Source organism: Acinetobacter sp. 24-47-64, assembly GCF_057737055.1.
The window spans coordinates 286,272-307,679 of record NZ_CM173215.1 but is presented as its reverse complement, the minus strand read 5'-3'; the positions used below and the strand labels follow the sequence as shown (position 1 = coordinate 307,679).

17 protein-coding genes are annotated in these 21,408 nt (G+C 39.5%); 7 read left to right on the top strand and 10 right to left on the bottom strand.

From position 1 onward, the window contains the following. The first annotated feature begins 146 nt into the window (after window positions 1-146). The 3 genes from fadB (at window position 147) to AC1M85_RS01480 (ending at window position 4,311) form a co-directional block, all read left to right on the top strand. Window positions 147-2,300 (top strand): fatty acid oxidation complex subunit alpha FadB, encoded by a 2,154-nt coding sequence (fadB, locus tag AC1M85_RS01490; RefSeq protein ID WP_481588585.1) that lies wholly within the window; start codon window positions 147-149, stop codon window positions 2,298-2,300. A 12-nt stretch (window positions 2,301-2,312) separates the two neighbouring features. Next, window positions 2,313-3,485 (top strand): acetyl-CoA C-acyltransferase FadA, encoded by a 1,173-nt coding sequence (gene fadA / locus AC1M85_RS01485; protein WP_035265978.1) that lies wholly within the window; start codon window positions 2,313-2,315, stop codon window positions 3,483-3,485. A gap of 82 nt (window positions 3,486-3,567) precedes the next feature. Beyond that, window positions 3,568-4,311 carry a hypothetical protein gene (locus AC1M85_RS01480; protein WP_488213411.1) on the top strand — a complete coding sequence of 248 codons (744 nt, stop codon included), beginning with the start codon at window positions 3,568-3,570 and terminating at the stop codon, window positions 4,309-4,311. 95 nt (window positions 4,312-4,406) lie between these two features. Here AC1M85_RS01480 and AC1M85_RS01475 read toward each other — a convergent pair whose 3' ends face one another. After that, on the bottom strand, window positions 4,407-4,916 hold the full coding sequence (locus tag AC1M85_RS01475; protein ID WP_488213410.1) for a hypothetical protein: 510 nt from the start codon (window positions 4,914-4,916) through the stop codon (window positions 4,407-4,409). Window positions 4,917-5,173: 257 nt separating this feature from the next. On the opposite strand from AC1M85_RS01475, the gene AC1M85_RS01470 reads away from it, so the two are divergent. Next, the gene (locus AC1M85_RS01470) at window positions 5,174-6,169 is read left to right on the top strand and encodes an Lnb N-terminal periplasmic domain-containing protein (RefSeq protein WP_488213409.1); all 996 of its coding nucleotides are present in this window, start codon (window positions 5,174-5,176) and stop codon (window positions 6,167-6,169) included. A gap of 54 nt (window positions 6,170-6,223) precedes the next feature. On the opposite strand, the gene AC1M85_RS01465 is transcribed toward AC1M85_RS01470, so the two are convergent. Then, window positions 6,224-7,018 (bottom strand): hypothetical protein, encoded by a 795-nt coding sequence (locus tag AC1M85_RS01465; RefSeq protein ID WP_488213408.1) that lies wholly within the window; start codon window positions 7,016-7,018, stop codon window positions 6,224-6,226. A 298-nt stretch (window positions 7,019-7,316) separates the two neighbouring features. On the opposite strand from AC1M85_RS01465, the gene AC1M85_RS01460 reads away from it, so the two are divergent. After that, the gene (locus AC1M85_RS01460; protein ID WP_035265969.1) at window positions 7,317-8,030 is read left to right on the top strand and encodes a DsbA family oxidoreductase; all 714 of its coding nucleotides are present in this window, start codon (window positions 7,317-7,319) and stop codon (window positions 8,028-8,030) included. A 441-nt stretch (window positions 8,031-8,471) separates the two neighbouring features. Continuing rightward, complete coding sequence (locus AC1M85_RS01455; protein WP_488213407.1) at window positions 8,472-9,656, top strand: hypothetical protein; 1,185 nt, start codon at window positions 8,472-8,474, stop codon at window positions 9,654-9,656. 61 nt (window positions 9,657-9,717) lie between these two features. Here AC1M85_RS01455 and AC1M85_RS01450 read toward each other — a convergent pair whose 3' ends face one another. The 6 genes from AC1M85_RS01450 to AC1M85_RS01425 all read right to left on the bottom strand — a co-directional run bounded on the left by AC1M85_RS01450 (window position 9,718) and on the right by AC1M85_RS01425 (window position 15,944). Continuing rightward, window positions 9,718-9,999, bottom strand: coding sequence for a hypothetical protein (locus AC1M85_RS01450; protein ID WP_180028983.1), 282 nt, complete (start codon window positions 9,997-9,999; stop codon window positions 9,718-9,720). Window positions 10,000-10,218: 219 nt separating this feature from the next. Continuing rightward, window positions 10,219-12,138 carry a molecular chaperone HtpG gene (gene htpG, locus AC1M85_RS01445; RefSeq protein WP_180028982.1) on the bottom strand — a complete coding sequence of 640 codons (1,920 nt, stop codon included), beginning with the start codon at window positions 12,136-12,138 and terminating at the stop codon, window positions 10,219-10,221. 92 nt (window positions 12,139-12,230) lie between these two features. After that, window positions 12,231-12,578, bottom strand: coding sequence for a lysozyme inhibitor LprI family protein (locus AC1M85_RS01440; RefSeq protein WP_035265964.1), 348 nt, complete (start codon window positions 12,576-12,578; stop codon window positions 12,231-12,233). Between the two features lie 131 nt (window positions 12,579-12,709). After that, on the bottom strand, window positions 12,710-13,294 hold the full coding sequence (locus tag AC1M85_RS01435; RefSeq protein ID WP_488213406.1) for an OmpW/AlkL family protein: 585 nt from the start codon (window positions 13,292-13,294) through the stop codon (window positions 12,710-12,712). A 308-nt stretch (window positions 13,295-13,602) separates the two neighbouring features. After that, window positions 13,603-14,973 (bottom strand): Na+/H+ antiporter family protein, encoded by a 1,371-nt coding sequence (locus AC1M85_RS01430; protein ID WP_092766629.1) that lies wholly within the window; start codon window positions 14,971-14,973, stop codon window positions 13,603-13,605. Between the two features lie 92 nt (window positions 14,974-15,065). Beyond that, window positions 15,066-15,944 (bottom strand): alpha/beta fold hydrolase, encoded by an 879-nt coding sequence (locus AC1M85_RS01425; protein WP_488213405.1) that lies wholly within the window; start codon window positions 15,942-15,944, stop codon window positions 15,066-15,068. A gap of 124 nt (window positions 15,945-16,068) precedes the next feature. On the opposite strand from AC1M85_RS01425, the gene AC1M85_RS01420 reads away from it, so the two are divergent. Continuing rightward, the gene (locus AC1M85_RS01420) at window positions 16,069-16,557 is read left to right on the top strand and encodes a DUF4442 domain-containing protein (RefSeq protein WP_035265952.1); all 489 of its coding nucleotides are present in this window, start codon (window positions 16,069-16,071) and stop codon (window positions 16,555-16,557) included. 63 nt (window positions 16,558-16,620) lie between these two features. On the opposite strand, the gene AC1M85_RS01415 is transcribed toward AC1M85_RS01420, so the two are convergent. Beyond that, window positions 16,621-16,977 (bottom strand): hypothetical protein, encoded by a 357-nt coding sequence (locus tag AC1M85_RS01415; protein WP_035265949.1) that lies wholly within the window; start codon window positions 16,975-16,977, stop codon window positions 16,621-16,623. A gap of 197 nt (window positions 16,978-17,174) precedes the next feature. Beyond that, on the bottom strand, window positions 17,175-21,368 hold the full coding sequence (gene rpoC, locus AC1M85_RS01410; RefSeq protein WP_035265945.1) for a DNA-directed RNA polymerase subunit beta': 4,194 nt from the start codon (window positions 21,366-21,368) through the stop codon (window positions 17,175-17,177). Between the last annotated feature and the right edge of the window lie 40 nt (window positions 21,369-21,408).

Sequence of the window (21,408 nt, the reverse complement as noted above, 5' to 3'; positions counted from 1 at the left end):
CCATTGCGTCACGGCTTGATACAACTTGTTATGTTCTTTTTCGATATAGTTATCGTAAGATTAGCGAAGCTTTAATGTGCGCAGGAAATACGCACTTGCTTCACAACATCAACTTAGAAGTCCTCCAAAAAAAAGGAGATCAGGGCATGATCCACGCTGGCAATGCCATTACCGTCCAAATGCTTTCGGACGGAATTGCAGAATTCCGCTTTGACTTACAAGGTGAGTCGGTTAATAAATTCAACCGCGCAACAATTGACGACTTTAAAGCTGCAATTGCTGCTGTTCAATCAAACGCTGAGATTAAAGGTCTTATCGTTACATCTGGTAAATCTACATTTATCGTTGGTGCAGACATCACTGAGTTTGGTGAAAACTTTGCGCAAGGCGAACAAGTCATTGTAGATTGGGCAATGCCTGTTCATGAAATCTTCAACTCATTCGAAGATTTAAATATTCCTAAAGTTGCTGCAATCAATGGTATGGCATTGGGCGGCGGTTTCGAAATGTGCTTGGTGTGTGACTATCGCGTGATGTCAGAATCAGCACAAGTTGGTCTTCCAGAAATTAAACTTGGGATCATTCCTGGTTTCGGTGGTACCGTTCGTCTAAGCCGTGTAATCGGTATCGATAACGCTGTTGAATGGATGGCAATGGCGAACCCGAAAAAAGCGCCTGCTGCACTTAAAGATGGTGCTGTCGATGCTGTGGTCGCTGCTGATAAATTACAAGATGCTGCGATCTCTATCGTTAAACAAGCAATCGAAGGTCGTTTAGACTGGAAAGCGAAGCGTCAAGAAAAATTAGATCCAATTAAGTTGAATCCATTAGAACAAATGATGGCTTTCAACTCATCTAAAGGTGTGGTACTTGCGAAAGCTAATCCTGCACAATACCCTGCGCCAAAATTATTGCTTGATTCTATGCAAGCGGGTTCAAGCTTAGATCGTGCTGGTGCACTTCGCCAAGAAGCTGAACACTTTGCAAAAGCAGCGGTAACGCCACAAGCAGGCGCGTTGATTGGTCTATTCATCAACGACCAAGTTGTGAAGAAAACTTCGAAAAAATATGAACAAGGCGCTCACCCTGTAAATCAAGCTGCAGTACTTGGTGCAGGTATCATGGGTGGTGGTATTGCTTATCAAGCGGCAAGCAAAGGCACACCAATTATCATGAAAGATATTGGTAACCCACAACTTGCTTTAGGAATGAAAGAAGCAAACGGTCTTCTGACTAAACAAGTTGAACGTAAGAAAATCAAGCCTGCTCAAATGGGTGAAACGCTTGCACGTATCCGTCCGACATTAAGCTATGATGAGTTTAAAGAAGTCGATATCGTGATCGAAGCGGTAACTGAAAACCCGAAAGTGAAAGGCATCGTACTCAAAGAAACTGAATCTAAAGTACGTGAAAACACGATCATTGCATCAAACACTTCTACGATCTCAATCACGCGTTTGGCTGAAAACCTTGAACGTCCTGAGAACTTTGTAGGGATGCACTTCTTTAACCCAGTGCATATGATGCCTTTGGTTGAAGTCATCCGCGGTGAAAAAACTTCACCTGAAGCGATTGCAACGACTGTCGTACTCGCTCAAAAAATGGGTAAAACTCCTATCGTTGTAAACGACTGCCCGGGCTTCCTTGTAAACCGCGTATTGTTCCCTTACTTTGGTGCGTTTGACCTTCTTCTTAAAGACGGCGCTGACTTCCAACAAGTCGACAAAGTGATGGAAAAGTTTGGCTGGCCAATGGGTCCTGCATACTTAATGGACGTTGTCGGTATTGATACTGGCGTTCACGGTGCAGAAGTGATGGCTGAAGGTTTCCCTGACCGTATGAAGCCTGATTTCAAAGGTTCAATCCAAACAATGTATGAAGCACAACGTCTTGGTCAAAAGAACGATGTTGGTTTCTACAAATATGAATTGGACAAGAAAGGCAAGAAAGCAAAAACTGTTGATCCAACAGCGTATGACGTAATTGCTTCTGTCGTGACTGGTGAAAAACGTGAATTTGATCCTCAAGAGATCATTGACCGTATGATGATTGCTTTCTGTAACGAAACTGTTCGTTGCTTAGAAGATAACATCGTTGCAACACCAAACGAAGCAGATATGGCAATGATCATGGGTGTAGGCTTCCCTCCATTCCGTGGTGGTCCATGCCGTTACATCGATCAAACTGGTGTAGCTGAGTATGTTGCGCTTTGCGACAAGTATGCGCATTTAGGTAAGGCTTATGAAGCGCCACAAATGTTGCGTGACATGGCTGCTAACAACAAAAAATTCTACGGTTAAGGAGCAACGTGAATGGCTACTTTAAATCCACGTGACGTTGTCATCGTTGATGGCGTACGTTCAGCAATGGGTAAAACCAAAAATGGTATGTTCCGCAATGTACGTGCCGATAACTTATCTGCTGAATTAGTTCGTGCATTGGTTGCTCGTAACCAGTTTGATGTGAACGAAGTTGAAGATGTGATCTGGGGTTGTGTGAACCAAACTCTAGAGCAAGGCATGAACATCGGTCGTAACATCGTGTTATTGGCAGACTTACCAAAAACTGTTGCAGGTCAAACTGTTAACCGTCTTTGCGGTTCTTCAATGCAAGCAATTCATACCGCAGCTGCTCAAATTGCGACAAACCAAGGTGATATCTTCATCATCGGTGGTGTTGAGCACATGGGCCACGTTGGCATGATGCATGGTATCGACTTGAACCCACAAGCATCTAAACATTATGCAAAAGCATCTAACATGATGGGCTTAACGGCAGAAATGTTAGGTCGTATGAATGGCATTAGCCGTGAAGAGCAAGACGCTTTTGGTGTTGAATCTCACCGTCGTGCTTGGGCTGCTACTCAAGAAGGTCGTTTCAAAAACGAAATCATTGGTGTTGAAGGTCATGATGCAAATGGCTTCAAAATCCTTTGTGATGTAGACGAAGTGATTCGTCCAGATGCGAACCTTGAAGCATTTAAAGCGTTACGTCCTGTGTTTGACCCTAAAGGCGGTACAGTGACTGCTGCTACATCATCAGCATTGTCTGACGGTGCATCTGCAATGTTATTGATGTCTGCTGAGCGTGCGCAAGCACTCGGTCTTAAGCCACGTGCTGTAATTCGCTCTATGGCAGTTGCAGGTTGTGATGCTGCGATCATGGGTTATGGCCCAGTTCCAGCAACTCAAAAAGCGCTTAAACGTGCTGGCTTGAGTATTGGTGACATTCAAACTGTTGAGTTAAACGAAGCATTTGCTGCTCAAGGTCTTTCAGTATTGAAAGGTCTAGGTTTACATGACAAACAAGACATCGTGAACTTAAACGGTGGTGCGATTGCGCTTGGTCATCCATTGGGCTGTTCTGGTGCTCGTATCACAACGACGTTGTTAAACGTGATGGAACAACAAGATACACAAATCGGTCTTGCGACGATGTGTATCGGTCTTGGTCAAGGTATCGCAACTGTGATCGAACGTGTTTAAGTTTTAAATACGTGACCAAAAGAAACCCCGCTTAATGCGGGGTTTTTTCTCTTAAAAAAATCTTGTTAAAAAATTTATAAATATGAAGAAAAAAAAGACATATTTCTATGCAGTATTTTATATCATTCTCAGTCTTATAATTTTCTATTTTGGATGGAAGTTAGAAAATCAATATGAATTGCCTTTCTTTAATCCTCTATTAGTTTCTAGTATTGCTTATGGATTGGCTATTACTTTTTTAACTCCCATTTTTCTTGTTATTATCAATCAGTTTTATGTCCGAGAAATTGAGGAGAATCGCAAAAAATTCCGTTATAAAAAAATTAATAAATTCATGAATTATTTTATATTTATACTTCTTACAGGGTTTGTGTTATTTTTTGTTTGGAGGTTATTTTTCCCGCAATTTATCACGCTTTCAAACTTCGCTCTGATCAAAATAAATGAAGTCATTGGCAAGCCAGTTATAAAAGAATTTCTATTTAACGGTACGGTACAAGCTAATCCAACTCATCAACAAAAAATTAATATTGGCTCACACAAACATTCTATTTATGTTATTGATACTGTTACTCACAAGATAAATTTTACGCTATCTGATAATAAGAGAGAATACTCATTAAAGCAGTATTGCTTAACTCAAAATTTGAACCTTAATATTCAGAAATATAAAATTCAAATTGAAGGTTATAATTCTTTTTTGGGCTTTAGTGCTCAACAAAATCAACACTTGAGCAACCATGTATCTGCTCAACAAAATATCAATTTAGATCTTAACACTTTAAATTCATGTGAATTAATCTACTATAATTTACCTAGGCTTTAAGATAATTTGCAAATTATCAAACGTGTTTAAGTTTAGATACGTGACTAGAAGCAATCCCGCTGTTTGCGGAATTTTTATACTTTAGAAATCAAATTTTATTTTAGATTACTCCGCCATCCATCACCCAACAACTGATTTAAACGTTGCTCATCAAAGGTCATTGGAATCGCGCCTCCACCCTGTTGGATATGATTCAATGCTTTGTCCCGATCAATCCCTAAAGGCTCCAACATTCTAAAAATGCCTGAACTCGGATCATTCGGCTGTAAACCTGCTGCAACAGACAAAACATACTGCTGCTGTAAAGGTGATAGATGACTCATATCAGGCACTGGGGTTTTTGGTTGAATATTCAGTGCAGGTGAACTTTGCTCTAAAGCAGCATTTTGAATATCCTGTTCTTTTTTGATCACTTGATGTTGCAAAGATTGACGCACCTTTTGATCTTCTTGAAAAGGTGTAACAGTCGTCACAACTTCATCACGTAAGTCATCGTCCGCCAACAATTGAATTGAAGGCAAGCTCGCAATATTTTCGGCATGAGTCAAACTCATCAGCAAAGCTGAGATCACACCGAACATCAAACATAATTTAGAATTAGTCATAAGCAAGACTCTGACATGCATCGTTCAAATCGAGCACCAAGAAAGAAGAATAACTAAACAAATAGAACCATTCTTTAATTAAACTACACCAATTTATTTACGTATTCATCAGTACTCAGATAAATGGTTTCAAGTGTTTTTTAAAAGTTTTGCTAAGCAACTGAATTTCAAGACTCGGTCTGATTTTACAAATATGGACTTCAAAGCTTAACTTCAATTCATTATAAAAATAGAAAACTCATACATATCCATCAGCCATGAAAACTAAAATAAAAAACAGCCTACTTGTTATATTTTTATGTCTCACATCACTCTGGGCAATTTTATTCATTTGGACACATCAGCCTGTTAATGCCATTTTGACTTATGCACTGATCTTGTTTTGGGTTGGACTTGCCATCATTACAAGGATATTCCCTTTCAAGCAACACAGCTATAAGCCCTATTTCACATGGGCGTATTTGATTATTTTTTTGATTGCCATGATTAGCTTTTTTTCCTTAGAACCACGCAATGATCGCGTTTGGCAGGATGAAACCGACAAAATTATTCAATTCCAATTCAAAGATGGCAAAGTGGAATTACAGAATGTCAGAAATTTTATTTGGCACAGTGATAAAGACTACGTGATGCGGTGGGAAACACGACAATACGATTTAGAAAAGTTAGACCGTATAGATTTAGTGGTATCACATTTTATGCAAGGTCCTATTGCGCATGTTTTTATTACATTTGGTTTTGATGATGGCGAACATCTCGCTTTTTCTTTAGAAGTTCGTCAGGAAAAAGATGAAGGATTTTCCACCATTGGCGGGTTTTTTCGGCAGTATGAATTGGCACTGGTCGTAGGTGATGAAAATGATTTGATTTATACCCGCTCAAATATTCGCGAAGAAGATGTTTATATTTATCCAATTCAAATGAATCAAACCGAAATTCAGATGTTGTTTTTAGAATTCCTGAACAAAGCCAATCGGCTAAATCATACCCCAGTTTGGTATAACACCTATATTAGTAATTGTACGACCATCTTGTTTGATTTATTAGAACATGCAGTAGGACAAATTCCACGAGATTATCGCGTGACATTGCCAGGTTTAATTCCAAACTATTTATATGACAAAAAAGTCCTCGATAATGGTATTACTTTAAATCAATGGAAAGAAAAAGCACATATTAATCCTAAAATTGAGCATGTTCATGATGTACATTTACTTTCAAGTAAAGCCTTTTCTGCCTTACTCCGTGAGTAAAACAGGCGTCCATTGTTTGTAACCACGCTGAAAGAAACAACCAAGAAAGAATGTTTATTGCGTTTCTTCCTGAACAACGGGTTCAGAACTTGGACTTTGATTCACTGTTTGTGCTTCAATCACTTCGGCATTTTGATTTTTTAACTGATCAATTTCGCGTTGTAATTGATTTAATTCACGATATAACTCGTTAAAACGATTCACACTAAGATCACTTTTAAATAGGATCATTTCGTTACGGCGTTGCCAGTCATGATTCTTCAAAAACTCAAACATTTCTTCAGCTTTTTTTGTGATCTTAAGTTCTAAAGCAAACAAAGCTTGATCATTATTATGCTGTCGGCTGAATTTTAACTTTTCTTTCATTGGCTCACGCAAGTCTGATTTCATCTCCAAAGCATCAAGCGCTTGTAAAGCTGTCGCATAAATTTGTTGGTCACGCATTTGATATTCAGATTGAATTTTCTTCACTTGGACAAACATCTTTTCGGTGTTTTGATATTTATTCTTTTTATCTAATTCTAGGCGACGAACGTTCAGAAACTCATCCCACTTGGCTTGATCTAACTCACGTAAATACATATTTCGTGATTCAATATTGTCTACCCAATACTTCAAAATAAATTCAGAAAGTACTTTATAGTCACCATCCAAACGCTCATCTTCAACTTTAAAATTCAGAGGGGTTTTCCAATCCTTCGCTTGAACATAAAGCTGCTCAATTTTTTCCGTCATCACCAAATCAAATTGTTGACGTTGCACTTCATCATTTTTTTCATTTTGCGCGTAGGCACAATAACCAAATAATAAGGTCACCATGACGATAACCACCGCTAAAATTCCGCGCATCTCAAACTCCTATCCTTTTTTTGTTTGAGTAATGAATCACTTGCGAACAATGACAAGCACATGATGTGTATTGTATAGCATATTTTTTAAGCAGAAATAGGAATGAATTTAGTGGATATTGCTGTGATTTTGTCGATTTATTCGTGATTCTGTGATCAAGTTTCAATAATTTATTACGCAAAATTCATATTTTCGACAGAAACATAGCGGGTTGAAACTCTGCGTTTCAGATTTAGACCTTTAATTTTGTTGTCATTGCCCACACTATAGATTCATAAATGATGATTAGAGATTTTTTATGCGTGTAGATGTGTGGTCAGATGTAGTATGCCCTTTCTGCTATATCGGAAAAAAACGTTTAGAAGCAGCTGCTGCTGCAACTGGTGTAGAACTTGAAGTCCATTGGCACAGTTTTCAGCTAGATCCTGATGCACCGCCACGTCAAGAAGTCTCAAATAGCGAACGTTTAGCATTAAAATATGGGCGTACTGTCGCTGAAGTTGAAGAAATGCAACGCAATATTGCGGAAATGGCAAAAGCAGAAGGCATCGAGTTCAATTGGGAAAATGCCAACTCAGGAAATACATTCAACGCCCATCGAATTATTCATCATGCACAAAGCTTAGGATTGGGTTCGGAAGCAAAAGAAGCCTTTTTTTATAGCTATATGACCCAAGGTTTAGCCATTGGCGAGCGTGAAACCCTCGAAGATGTTGCTTCGCGCATTGGTTTAAATCCAGTTGAAGTGGATGATATTTTGGATTCTGATCAATATGCCGATTTTGTCCAATTTGATGAAGAACTTGCACGTGATCAATTAAAAGTGACTGGCGTACCATTTTTTGTATTCGATCAGCGTGTGGCTTTGGCTGGTGCTCAACCGACTCAAGTCTTCCAAGATGTGATCAACAAAGTATTAACGACTGCCAATGAACAAACAGATCAACCCACTGTTGAAGATGCAGAAACTTGTACTGATGAACATTGTGACGTGCCACCAAGTAAATCATAAAACATCTTCGAGAACCTAAATACTGGCTTAAGGTTGCATGACTTAAGCCATATTTAGACTGTTATAAAAATAGAATTCAGCGTTGCATAAACAAGCCTATTCAAGTGAATCGGAACTGAATATACTTCATGTATAGATTCACTGCATGACTCTATACATGGTAAATTTTTATAGACCTCTTTCCCCAAGGAGGTCTTTTTTTTATCTATAAAACAATCATTTAATAAAATTATTTCAGTTTCAAGTCTTCTCATTATCTGTTCCAATTTTAAATCACTTTAAATTCATTGTTGTTTATTGTGAATTTTGTTGAACAATTCATTAGAATAGATCAAACATTGATTTTTAATAATATCACGATGCTTAAGCCCATTTTTAATTTTATAAATAAATTCAGCGGCTTAACAATGAAAATGACTTAGAGCGAATATGAAAAGAATCATGCAGCAGTTCAAACCGTCAACCTTAAGTCTTGTCTTAAGTTGTAGCTTTTTAAGTACTTTCGTGTATAGCCAAGATCAGATAGATCACTTGACTGATCCTTATCAAACAGATGAAATTAGTGTCAGTAGCGAATTCCCTACTTTAGACTATCCTTTAGAATTTCAACAAAAAGACTGGCCAACATCGGATGAAAATAGCTTAGGTTGGATTAACTACGTTCCTCGCATGGTAGATTCAACACCCACACTGTTCCCTGAACAATCTAATAAAAAAATATACGCCCCTACTCAAGCGACTGAAGATTTATCATGGATTGACCGACGTCAAAAATCTATTCGTCACTGGGCAGACCGAACTGCACAGCGAATCGATGGTTGGTTTGGTGAAGGTTATAAAGATGAAACCGCCAAAGCAACGCTACGTGTAATCTTTGATAATAAATGGAATAAGTATGATGATTACGAATTCAAGCCACGTATACGCGGTAAAATCGACTTACCAACCTTAGAGCGTAAATTAAGTTTAGTCTTTGGTGATGATTCACTGGATAATGAAATTGACAACAATATTGCCATTACCAATGAAAATCCCGCTGGTGATCCCGACAAAAATGTCGACACTAAGCGAATCCGTGAAGATAACAGTTCGATCGCCTTACGTTGGTCACAACTGTCTGATAAATTACCTTTCGATTTAGATGCTGATTTAGGTATTCGATCTGGAGATGACATTTATGCCCGCTTAAAGGCAAAAAAAGATTGGACTCTCGGGAATGATTTTTCCTTTCATGCTGAACAAATCTATCGTTATGGTATAGATAGTGAAAATTATCTAAGAACCAATTTGGAACTCACCCACGCACGTCCAAATGAAGCGTTTATTTCAAATCAGCTTTATCTAACTTATGCGGATGAGCAGGATGATGATTGGACGTGGGATAATCGTACCTATCGCCAACATCAGTTTTTCCATGATAACCGCTTTAACTACGGTATGTATGTGGGTGGGTATTACAATAACGATGATTTACGTATGAACAGTTGGGGACCTTTTGTTTCGTGGCGCCAACCCTTATTCCGCGAATGGTTCTTTGTTCAAGGTGATCTTAACTATTTTAATGACAAGCGTGAAGATCGATCACACTATCCTCGTGCATTAGTTCGTCTTGAAGCTAGATTTTAGCGCTCGATAATAGTCATAAAAAAAGCCCATCACTGATGGGCTTTTTTTGGATCTTAGATTCTCAAATGACAGGCTTTTGAATCACGATACGATCATTACGTGTAATACGTGTTTTTTTAGGCGCCACTTCAGCTTCAGTTTTAGGTAAAACATAACCGACACGATCTGTGCGTGCGATACGTTTACTATCCACAAAAGGATTAATATCAAACTGTGGAATTTGATGCTTCACCACGGTTACACGATCATTTCGAACAATTTTCTTCACCTCATGTTCTGCATAAGAGACATTGGTTAAGCTCAGACAAAACATGCTAAATGCGAGCATCATTGAAGTTTTCATAGAATATTCCCAATATTTAATGATCGCTATTATAGATTAATTATTATTGTTTAATATGTTTTACAAATCAAAAATTGGACGTATTTTTTATCATTAACATCGAAAAAATTTATCTAGTTTAACCCAAAGCTTAAATAGTTCCTTTTACATCCTACGACGGCGCTGCATAAAAAAAGCCTATCCGAAGATAGGCTTTGGATCACAATTTAAAATATGCGCTTATTTCAATAATAAGCTGTTAATGCGTTTTAAATATGCAGCTGGATCTTCTGGTAAACCACCTTCCGCAATCATCGCTTGATCAAAAATCACATTTGCAAGATCATCAAATTGTGCTGAACCATCCAACTTTTTCACCAATGGATGCTCAGGGTTAATCTCTAAAATTGGCTTGCTTTCTGGGACTGCTTGACCTGCCTGTTTTAGCATGCGAATCAACTGTGGAGACAACTCGCCTTCACCCGTCACCAGACACGCTGGAGAATCAACCAAACGAGTGGTTACGCGCACTTCTTTGGTTTTGTCTTTTAAAGACTCAGACAGCTTTTCAACCACAGGTTTAAACTGCTCAGCCGCCGCTTCTAATGCTTTTTTCTCTTCAGCATCCTGTAAATCACCTAAGTCTACAGCACCTTTTGCGACATTCTGCATTGGTGTCCCGTCAAACTCATGAACAAATTCCATTGCCCATTCATCTACACGTTCAGTCATTAGCAGAACATCGATGCCTTTTTTCTTGAATAACTCAAGTTGTGGCGAGTTTTTAGCAGCGGCTAAGCTTTCCGCCGTTACATAATAAATCGCCTTTTGACCTTCTTTCATTGCTGCTTTGTAGTCAGCCAATGAAGTAGTGACCTCATCATTGTTTGAAGTTGCAAAGCGTAGAAGCTTCAAAATTCGGTCACGATTGGTGAAATCTTCACCCAAACCTTCTTTTAAGACAGACCCAAACTCAGCATAAAACTTCTTAAATTTCTCTTGATCTGCTTCATCTTCAGATTTAGCTAAAGTATCTAAAGTTGTTAAGATTCGACGTGTGTTGCCTTCACGGATGGTTTTAACATCTCGACTTTCTTGAAGTAATTCACGACTCACATTCAACGGTAAGTCTGCGCTATCCACAACACCTTGTACGAAACGTAAATAGTTCGGGATGAGATTATCTGCATCATCCATGATGAAGACACGTTTCACATAGAGCTTGATACCTGCTTTCGCTTCACGTGAGAAAATGTTGTGTGGTGCTTTACTTGGGATATACAGTAATTGCGTATATTCAGTGCTCCCTTCTACGCGGTTATGCGCCCAAGTAATCGGTGCTTCAAAGTCGTGACTTAAGTTTTTATAAAACTCAATATACTGTTCTTCAGTAATGTCATTCTTACTACGTGTCCACAATGCGCTGGCAGAATTGATCGCCTCCCATTCACCCGTTTTGACATACTGGCCTGGTTTCGCTTCTTCGCCCTCAGCTGCTTCTTCTTGTTGCCATACCTCTTTTTCCATTTGAATTGGTAAACTGATATGGTCTGAATATTTATTGATAATTTGCTTTACTTTATAACTTTGCAAATAATCTAATGCGTCTTCGCGCAAGTGTAGAATAATATCTGTACCGCGACCTTCTTTTGTAATTTGCTCAACTTCAAATTCGCCTGTACCACCACTGATCCAACGTACACCTTCTGAAGCTTCAGCCCCTGCACGACGTGATTCAACTGTGATTTTATCAGCGACAATAAAGCCAGAATAAAAACCGACACCAAACTGACCAATTAACTGTGCATCTGACTTTTGATCACCGGTTAATTTAGACATAAAGTCTTTAGTACCAGATTTAGCAATCGTACCCAAATTATCAATAGCTTCTTGTTGGCTTAAACCAATACCGTTGTCTGAAATGGTGATGGTTTTATTATCTTTATCCAATTGTACGCGTACACGTAAATCTGGATCATTTTCATAGTATTCAGGATGATTAATCCCTTCAAAACGTAATTTATCACATGCGTCTGAAGCGTTTGAAATTAGCTCACGAAGGAAAATTTCTGGATTTGAATAAAGTGAATGCGTCACTAAATGTAAAAGCTGAGCAACTTCCGCTTGGAAACTATGTTTTTGTGTATTCTGCTCGCTCATAAACTACTCCTTAAACACATCAAAACAATTTTTTTGAATGCTTAATGAATGGTGTAGCTTCTAATTTTTTCAATGGTCAAAATTAATTTTTTTTAAAAAGGACCTTGTTTGTAAATTCGATCAAGATGTATTTCTAGTTTTTGCTGACGCATTTGATAGACATGATTTAAGCATTGCAAATTTGCTTGGCATTGATCACGTAATTCCAGCCATTTGACTTGTTCATTCTGAATGATTGATCGCATTCCCATCGGTACTAAACGACGAAGAATTTGATAAGTGGCAGCCATTTTAACATCTGCATCATTCAGGATACGATGTTCACAAACAGCTTTCTCAGTTTCGGACTGCGCTTTTTTGCAATCAAAACTCGCTGCAAATACTGGAACACTTCCACATGCAGCCAGCACAATGATGAGTTTTATGAATTGGTTCTTCATGCATACTACTCGGTTATGAGCTTTCTAGATTATTGAAAAAAATTGTTTTTTTATATGGTATTTTCTACCTGTTATAGTACGACATATAAAAAAAGCCCTATTGATTAATAGGGCTAGGCGCAACTTTATTTTTAGAATTTGTAGCTGTAACCAATGCTATAGATGACTGGATCTATATCTAGCTTGAACTTTGTTGTTCCATCTACAGTCACTTCAGGGTTCAAATCTGCATAACGTACGTCAGCGAATACACCCCAGTTTTTTGCATCAGCTGGTTGGAAATTGAAACCTAACTGCGCTGCATAACCAAAATCTTCTTTTACACTTTGAACGCCTTGCTCATCCCAAGCAATAAATGCTGTTGCACCAAGACCAACATAAGGTGTAAATCCCGAGATATTTTTAAAATGATATTTCGCAGTCAGTGTTGGTGGTAAATGTTTAATCGTCACTGCATCAGCGCCATTAATCAAAACATCATGGCGAACTGGAGTCGCTAATAATAATTCAGCAGAAATTTGATCATTAAAGAAATATTCCACCGAAGGGGTAAAAGCAAATTCATCATCGGCTTCCACTTTAGCTCCTCCTAGAGCAGCCACAGTGGTTTCTTGCGTTGGAGAAATTGCAGATGCACCTACCTTAAGTTGCCATTCTCCTGCCAGTGCATTTGCTGACATCCCAACTAAAACAATCAGTGCAATTTTATTTAACATTATTATAACCTCTGAAAGAAATATCTAAATAAACCACTATTTAAATATAATAAACATGCCAAAAATTAATATGCAACTCTCAAAAATTAAATAAAATACATTTTATTTATAAATAACTGATTATAATAATAATTTATTTTAAATCATACCAATTTAGTCAATTATAAAACCATCAATTATTTTAAATAACCTATTAATCATATTATTTTACTCGGAATTTTTTATTTAAACCTACTATTTTAATCTGATTTAAAATAAAAAAGGCGATTATATTAATCGCCTTTTATTCAATCATTTTTTAAATGTAGTTATAGGACCATTGCCGCGATCCAACCAAAAATCATCAATGGAATATTGAAATGAATAAATGTCGGAATCACACTGTCTTTCATATGATCATGTTGACCATCCATATTCAAGCCTGATGTTGGTCCTAAAGTCGAGTCTGAAGCTGGAGAGCCTGCATCACCTAGAGCTGCAGCAGTACCTATGAGCGCAATTGTTGCTGCTGGACTAAAACCAAACTGAATACATAATGGGACATAAATGATTGCAAGAATTGGCACTGTGGAGAATGATGATCCTATACCTAGTGTAATTAACAATCCGATGAGTAACATCCAGAATGCTGCCCAACCTTGACTATCACCAATCCATGCGACTGAAGCCTCAACTAGCGTTGGAACCTGACCAGTAGCGCCGATCACGGCTGCAAAACCTTGTGCTGCGATCATAATAAAACCCACGAGTGCCATCATACGCATACCAGTAATGATGACATCGTCAGCTTCTTTCCACTTGAAAATACCTGCACAGCTTAGGATCGCCACGCCGACTAAACCAGCTAAAATCATCGAATCAGAATATAATTGCACTGCAAGCGTTGCTAAAACAGCACCCCCCGCCATATAAATCGTAAATTTAGAAACCTCCGGTCTAGCAGAACCTTCTTGAACACCCATTTCACCCGAAATGCTTTGTGGTTGTTCTTCGACATGAATGTCACGATATTCTCGTGGTTTACGATAGCTATAAAACACTGCGATTAATAAACCTACGAACATCCCAAACACAGGAATCGCCATCGCAGAAGGGATTTGATCATAATCAATTTGGAAGCCAAGTGGTTCACCAAAAGTATTGATGTTTTGACCTAAAATATCATTTAGGAAAATTGCACCAAAACCGACTGGGATCAACATATAAGTTGCACATAAACCAAATGTGAGTAGACATGCAACCAATCGTCGATCAAGCTTTAAATGGTTGAATACCATCAATAATGGTGGAATCAATACAGGAATAAAAGCAATATGCACGGGAATTACGTTTTGAGAACAAACAGCCGCTATTGCAACCGTTGCAAAGATGGCATATTTGACACGATTTTGTATTTTAAGATTAGCCTCACCTTTAAGTGAATTAATCATTTTATATGCTAGAAGATCTGGCAAACCTGAACGAGCCAAAGTTAAGGCAAATGCACCAAGTACACCATAAGCTAAAGCAATCTGGGCACCCTTGCCCAAACCACCATTAAACGCTTCCATAGTGCCTTGTAAACCAAGACCAGCCAATAGGCCTCCTGTTACAGCACCAATGATCAGTGCAAATACCACAGGCACACGAGCCAAAGAGAGGCCAAACATGACCCCAATGGCAGCAAGAATTGCAAACATAAGAAATAGGAATCAGACAAAAAAACTATTTTATCAGAATTTGTTTGTAATAAATCTGCTCATCAGGGGTTGATACCTTCACTCGTCAGATTCTATTCGCCTTGCGCATTTTTTTTTGCAAATTGTTTAATATACGATGCGATCTCTTGGGCACGACTTAAAACAGCCCAATGATTCGCATCTAGCTCAACACGTTCAAAACCTGTCGCCCATTTTGGAATTTCGTCAATCAACTCTGGACTTACATATTTATCGCGTTTTAAGACTACCGCTTGAACGGGGCAAATCGCATGACGTTGACGAGGCATCATTAGACGTGGAATAAAGTTTGCCCGATACAGTGCCACACCATACTCACCATCCTTAGAGATATTTTGGTTTACAGGTAAGCCTTTTGTATCTTCAAGAATTTCAAATATTTTGCCCCAGCGATCTGGATTGAGAAAATTCCACATCGTCGGTGCAACTACGGGTAGCTGAAATAGTACGATGTACCAAGACTTAATCAATTGCTTAAAGAACTTTGGTTTTTGATGTTTGAATTGTTCACGCATCCAATAAGCAGCATGGTCCAAGCATGGTCCAGATATAGTGGTATATGAAAGAATACGACCTTTAAATTTAGATTCTGTTACGGATTCCCATGTTTGAATTGAGCCCCAATCGTGTGCTGCCACATGAAAGTTTCGATTTGGCAACAGATGATTTACCACACTCTCCAAATCCAAAGACAGTTGATCTAATGCATAAGCGCGAATCTTTTTCGGTACGCTCGATTGACCAGCGCCACGCACATCATAAGTTACAACAAAATAATCTTCGATTAAATTCGAAATGATTGGTTCCCATACTTCTTGATTGTCTGGATAACCATGCACAAGCACCAATGCCGGCTTATTCCGATCTCCCCATGTTTTAGCATAGAGTTTTTGTTGATCTGTCGTGTTAATCCAATGCGATTCAAATTGCATAATATGCTCAACCTTTTTTGTTATTGATTGACCGTTTTCTTGGTCTACGATGATTTTCGATCAATGCCAGAATATTTTTTGTACTTTAGTATGCTAACTAATGAAATAAAAATAATTGACCTAAATGAGTATTTTGAAAAAGCTAACGACAATTCCGTTAATCTCCAAGTATATGTTTAATAGCTTTGCACCCTTTCAAGGCGCAGGCATTACTATCGATAAAATCGACTTAAAAAATCATCATATTCGTGTAAAAATGCCACTTACACGAAAAAATAAAAATATTGTGGGTGTCCACTTTGGCGGTAGCCTTTATTCTATGGTTGACCCATTCTATATGACATTACTCATGTATCACTTAGGTGATAAATATATTGTTTGGGATAAGGCTGCAAGCATCGATTTTTTAACTCCTGGTCGTAGCACTGTTTATGCAGATATCCGCATTGATTCCAGTGAAATACAACTCATCAAAGAGCTCGCTAGCAATCATGCTCCTGTTTACCGTAACTATACTGTGAATATTATGGATGAATCAGGCTTACGGATCGCAGAAGTTCACAAAACTGTGTATATCCGTCGCAAGAAGGCAAAAGCCACACGTTTCCGTTAATAAAAAAAAGCGCTCTATGAGCGCTTTTTTTTATCACTTTAGCAAATTAACGATTATTTTGTTCTATCGCTTTTGCTCTATCGCTGCTCCTGCACCGCCGCCAATTGCACCACCAATTGCAGCGCCAGAGTTACCACCAAAAATACTTTTACCGACTGCAGACCCGATTGCACCGCCTACACCACTATAAGTGGCATTACGATCTGAGCCCCCTTGAGCTTTACTACCTACAGCGGCACCTGCACCACCACCAAGCGTTGCACCAACACCACCACCAACATTATTACCAACACCACCACCAAGTGCGCCGCCTGCAGCAGCTGCACCAATACGCTGTTGATTCGGCGTCATGCTTTCACAACCTGCAAGTAGCATTGTAGATACGGTTGCCATCGCCATGACAGCTGTTAACTTTTTCATCTTGATGTCCCTCTTTGTCTATTTATATAAGCATATCGCGATCTAGAGAATAAAATTTTCAATTTCTGTTACAAGACAACGCGAAAATGATGCTATTTGTAAAGAGTTTTTTTCAAAATAGATATTTAGCCTCAAATTCACATTATCAAACTCAATAAAAAAAGGCACCCGTAGGTGCCTTCTTAATTCAGTTTAGATTAAAACTGATCTTCATTTAACGCTTGTGAGAACGCTTGGTCAACTTCAGAGAAGTCATTAACCAATTCGTGTTCAGCAGCTTCTGCTTCTTGACGACGACGCTCTAAGTGGTAAGCCAAACCTGTACCCGCTGGGATCAAGCGACCAACAACCACGTTTTCTTTTAGACCGCGTAAATCATCTTCTTTACCTGTTACAGCAGCTTCAGTTAACACACGTGTTGTTTCCTGGAACGATGCAGCAGAAATGAACGAGTCAGTAGAAAGTGAAGCTTTCGTGATACCCATCAATTGACGTTCAAACTTCGCAGGGAACTTGTTCTGAGCAAGTACTGCTTGGTTTTCTTGGACAACACGGATGTAATCCACTTGCTCGCCTTTGATGAAGCTTGTATCACCACCATCGATGATCTCAACTTTACGCAACATTTGACGTACGATGACTTCAATGTGCTTATCGTTGATTTTTACACCTTGGAGACGATATACGTCTTGAACTTCGTTCACGATGTAGTTAGTTAATGCCACTTCACCTTTCAAACGTAAGATGTCATGTGGATTTTGCGGACCATCAGAAATCGTTTCACCACGGTTAACATGCTCACCTTCAAACACGTTAATCGTACGCCACTTAGGAATTAACTCTTCGTAAATCTCTGAGCCATCATCCGGTGTGATCACCAAACGATTCTTACCTTTAGTTTCTTTACCAAAGCTTACAACACCTGAAACTTCTGCAAGGATCGCATGTTCTTTCGGCTTACGTGCTTCAAACAAGTCAGCTACACGTGGAAGACCACCGGTAATATCACGAGTACGTGAAGTTTCTTGAGGTACACGACCAATTACATCACCCACACCAATTGTTTCGCCATCACGGACAGTCACAATTGTATTTTGTGGTAAGAAATAGAACTGTTCACCACCATCAACTGTATCTAACACAATCGCTGGACGTAAGTCTTTACCAGAAGCTGGACGAGACGTTACAGGTAAAATTTCAACTGTCGTCATACCTGTTGCATCATCAGTTTTCGATGTTGCAGTCACGCCATCAGCAATTTGGCTGAAACGTGCTTTACCAGCAACTTCTGTTACCAATGGATGCGTATGCGGATCCCAAGTCGCTACAATACCGCCAGCTTCTACCGCACCACCATCTTTAATCAAGATTGAGGCACCGTAAGGAAGTTTATAACGCTCACGCTCACGACCGATGTCATCAGTGATACCAATCTCACCAGAACGAGAGACAGACACCAAGTGACCTTTAGCGTGTTGAACTGTCTTCACATTATGGAAACGGACAAAGCCTGCATTACGTACTTGAACACTGTTCGCAGCAGAAGTTCGGCTCGCAGCACCACCCACGTGGAATGTACGCATCGTTAACTGTGTACCTGGCTCACCAATGGATTGAGCAGCCATTACACCCACTGATTCACCTGGATTCACCAAGTGACCACGTGCAAGGTCACGACCATAACATTTCGCACATACACCAAAAGTAGATGCACAGTTTACAACTGAACGCACTTTAACTTCATCGACACCTTGCTCTTCTAGGTAGTTTGCAAGTTTCTCATCGATGAGTGTATTACGTGGTAGTACCACTTCATCAGAACCTGGTCGCTTCGCATCTTCAGCTAATACACGACCGAGTACACGAGTACCTAAGTTCTCGATGACATCACCACCTTGAATGAATGGCGTCATTACAAGACCGTCAAAAGTACCGCAATCTGGCTCAGTAATCACTAAGTCTTGCGCTACGTCTACAAGACGACGTGTCAAGTAACCTGAGTTCGCTGTCTTCAATGCTGTATCGGCCAAACCTTTACGCGCACCGTGTGTTGAAATGAAGTACTGAAGTACTGTCAAACCTTCACGGAAGTTCGCTTTAATTGGTGTCTCAATAATCGAGCCATCCGGTTTTGCCATCAAACCACGCATACCTGCAAGCTGACGAATCTGTGCTGCACTACCACGGGCACCAGAGTCAGACATCATGTAGATGGAATTGAATGATTTTTGTTTCTCATCTTCGCCCTGTTTGTTCTTAACAGTCGTGTAAGACAAGTTATCCATCATCGCTTTCGCTACTTGGTCGTTTGTACGTGCCCAAATATCGACAACTTTGTTATAACGTTCACCGGCAGTTACGAAACCTTGTTCGAACTGTTGCTCAATTTCACGAACTTCAACTTCAGCTTTCTCGATGATTGAATACTTCGCAGGTGGAATCACCATGTCTTCCATACCAACAGACACGCCTGAACGTGTTGCTTGACGGAAACCGAGGTACATCAATTGGTCAGCAAAAATAACAGTATCTTTCAAACCAAGCTTACGGTAGCAAGAGTTGATCAATTTAGAGATGTTCTTTTTGGTCATCTCAACGTTGATTTGCTCGAAGCTTAAACCTTCTGGCACAACTTCCCAAAGTAAACAACGGCCTGGCGTTGTATCAACGATAATAGTTTGTTGCTCACGCTCACCATTTTCATTGATCACAGTTTGATGTACACGAGCTTTAACGCGAGCATGTAAATCAACTTGACCTGTTGCAAGCGCACGGTTTACTTCATGAGTATCCGCGAACACCATGCCTTCACCTTTGGCATTGATTGCATCACGCGTGATGTAATACAAGCCTAAGACAACATCTTGCGATGGAACGATGATTGGTTCACCGTTTGCTGGAGACAAGATGTTGTTCGTTGACATCATTAACGCACGAGCTTCTAATTGAGCTTCAAGTGTTAATGGAACGTGTACCGCCATTTGGTCACCATCGAAGTCGGCGTTGAACGCAGCACATACGAGTGGGTGTAGACGGATCGCTTTACCTTCAATCAGTACAGGCTCAAATGCTTGAAGACCTAAACGGTGAAGTGTTGGCGCACGGTTCAACATCACTGGATGTTGACGAATCACAGATGCAAGAACATCCCAAACTTCTGGAGTCTCACGCTCAACCATTTTCTTCGCAGCTTTAATGGTAGTTGCTTGGCCAGACGCTTGTAATTTCGCGAAAATAAACGGCTTGAATAACTCAAGTGCCATTTTCTTCGGAAGACCACATTGGTGAAGACGTAAAGTAGGACCTACAGTAATTACTGAACGACCAGAATAGTCAACACGCTTACCAAGTAAGTTTTGACGGAAACGACCTTGTTTACCTTTGATCATGTCTGCCAAAGATTTAAGAGGACGTTTGTTCGAACCCGTAATCGCACGACCACGACGACCGTTGTCTAACAATGCATCTACAGACTCTTGTAACATACGTTTTTCGTTACGTACGATGATGTCTGGAGCAGCTAGATCAAGAAGACGCTTTAAACGGTTGTTACGGTTAATCACACGACGATAAAGATCGTTCAAATCAGATGTCGCGAAACGACCACCTTCAAGTGGTACAAGCGGACGAAGATCTGGTGGAAGTACTGGAAGTACAGTCAACACCATCCATTCTGGTTTGTTATTCGACTCTTTGAACGCTTCCATTAACTTCAAACGCTTAGATGCTTTCTTAAGCTTCGTTTCAGAAGTTGTATTCGGAATTTCTTCACGTAAACGAGAAATCTCAGCTTCAAGATCAATGTCTTTCAACAAATCTTGAACTGCTTCAGCACCCATTTTCGCAGTGAATTCATCACCGTGCTCTTCTAATGCTGTGAAGTATTCTTCGTCATTCAGAAGTTGGTATTTTTCGAAAGGAGTCATACCAGGATCTGTTACAACGTAAGATTCGAAATACAATACACGTTCGATATCACGTAGCGTCATGTCTAAAAGAAGACCGATACGGCTAGGCAGTGATTTTAAGAACCAAATGTGTGCAACTGGTGAAGCAAGCTCAATGTGACCCATACGTTCACGACGTACTTTCGCAGTTGTTACTTCAACGCCACATTTTTCACAAATGACGCCTTTGTATTTCATACGCTTGTATTTACCACACAAGCATTCGTAATCTTTTACTGGACCAAAAATTTTGGCACAGAATAAACCATCACGTTCAGGTTTGAACGTACGATAGTTAATTGTCTCTGGCTTTTTAACTTCACCATGAGACCATGACTTAATCATTTCTGGTGACGCAAGACCAATACGGATGCGATCAAACTCTACAGGAGCATGACCGTCTGAATCCGTCTTTTTGCGCATGATATCGAGCAAGTCTTTCAATTTTTTTCTCCGTGTGTTGTGGAGATTTTCACTTCACAAC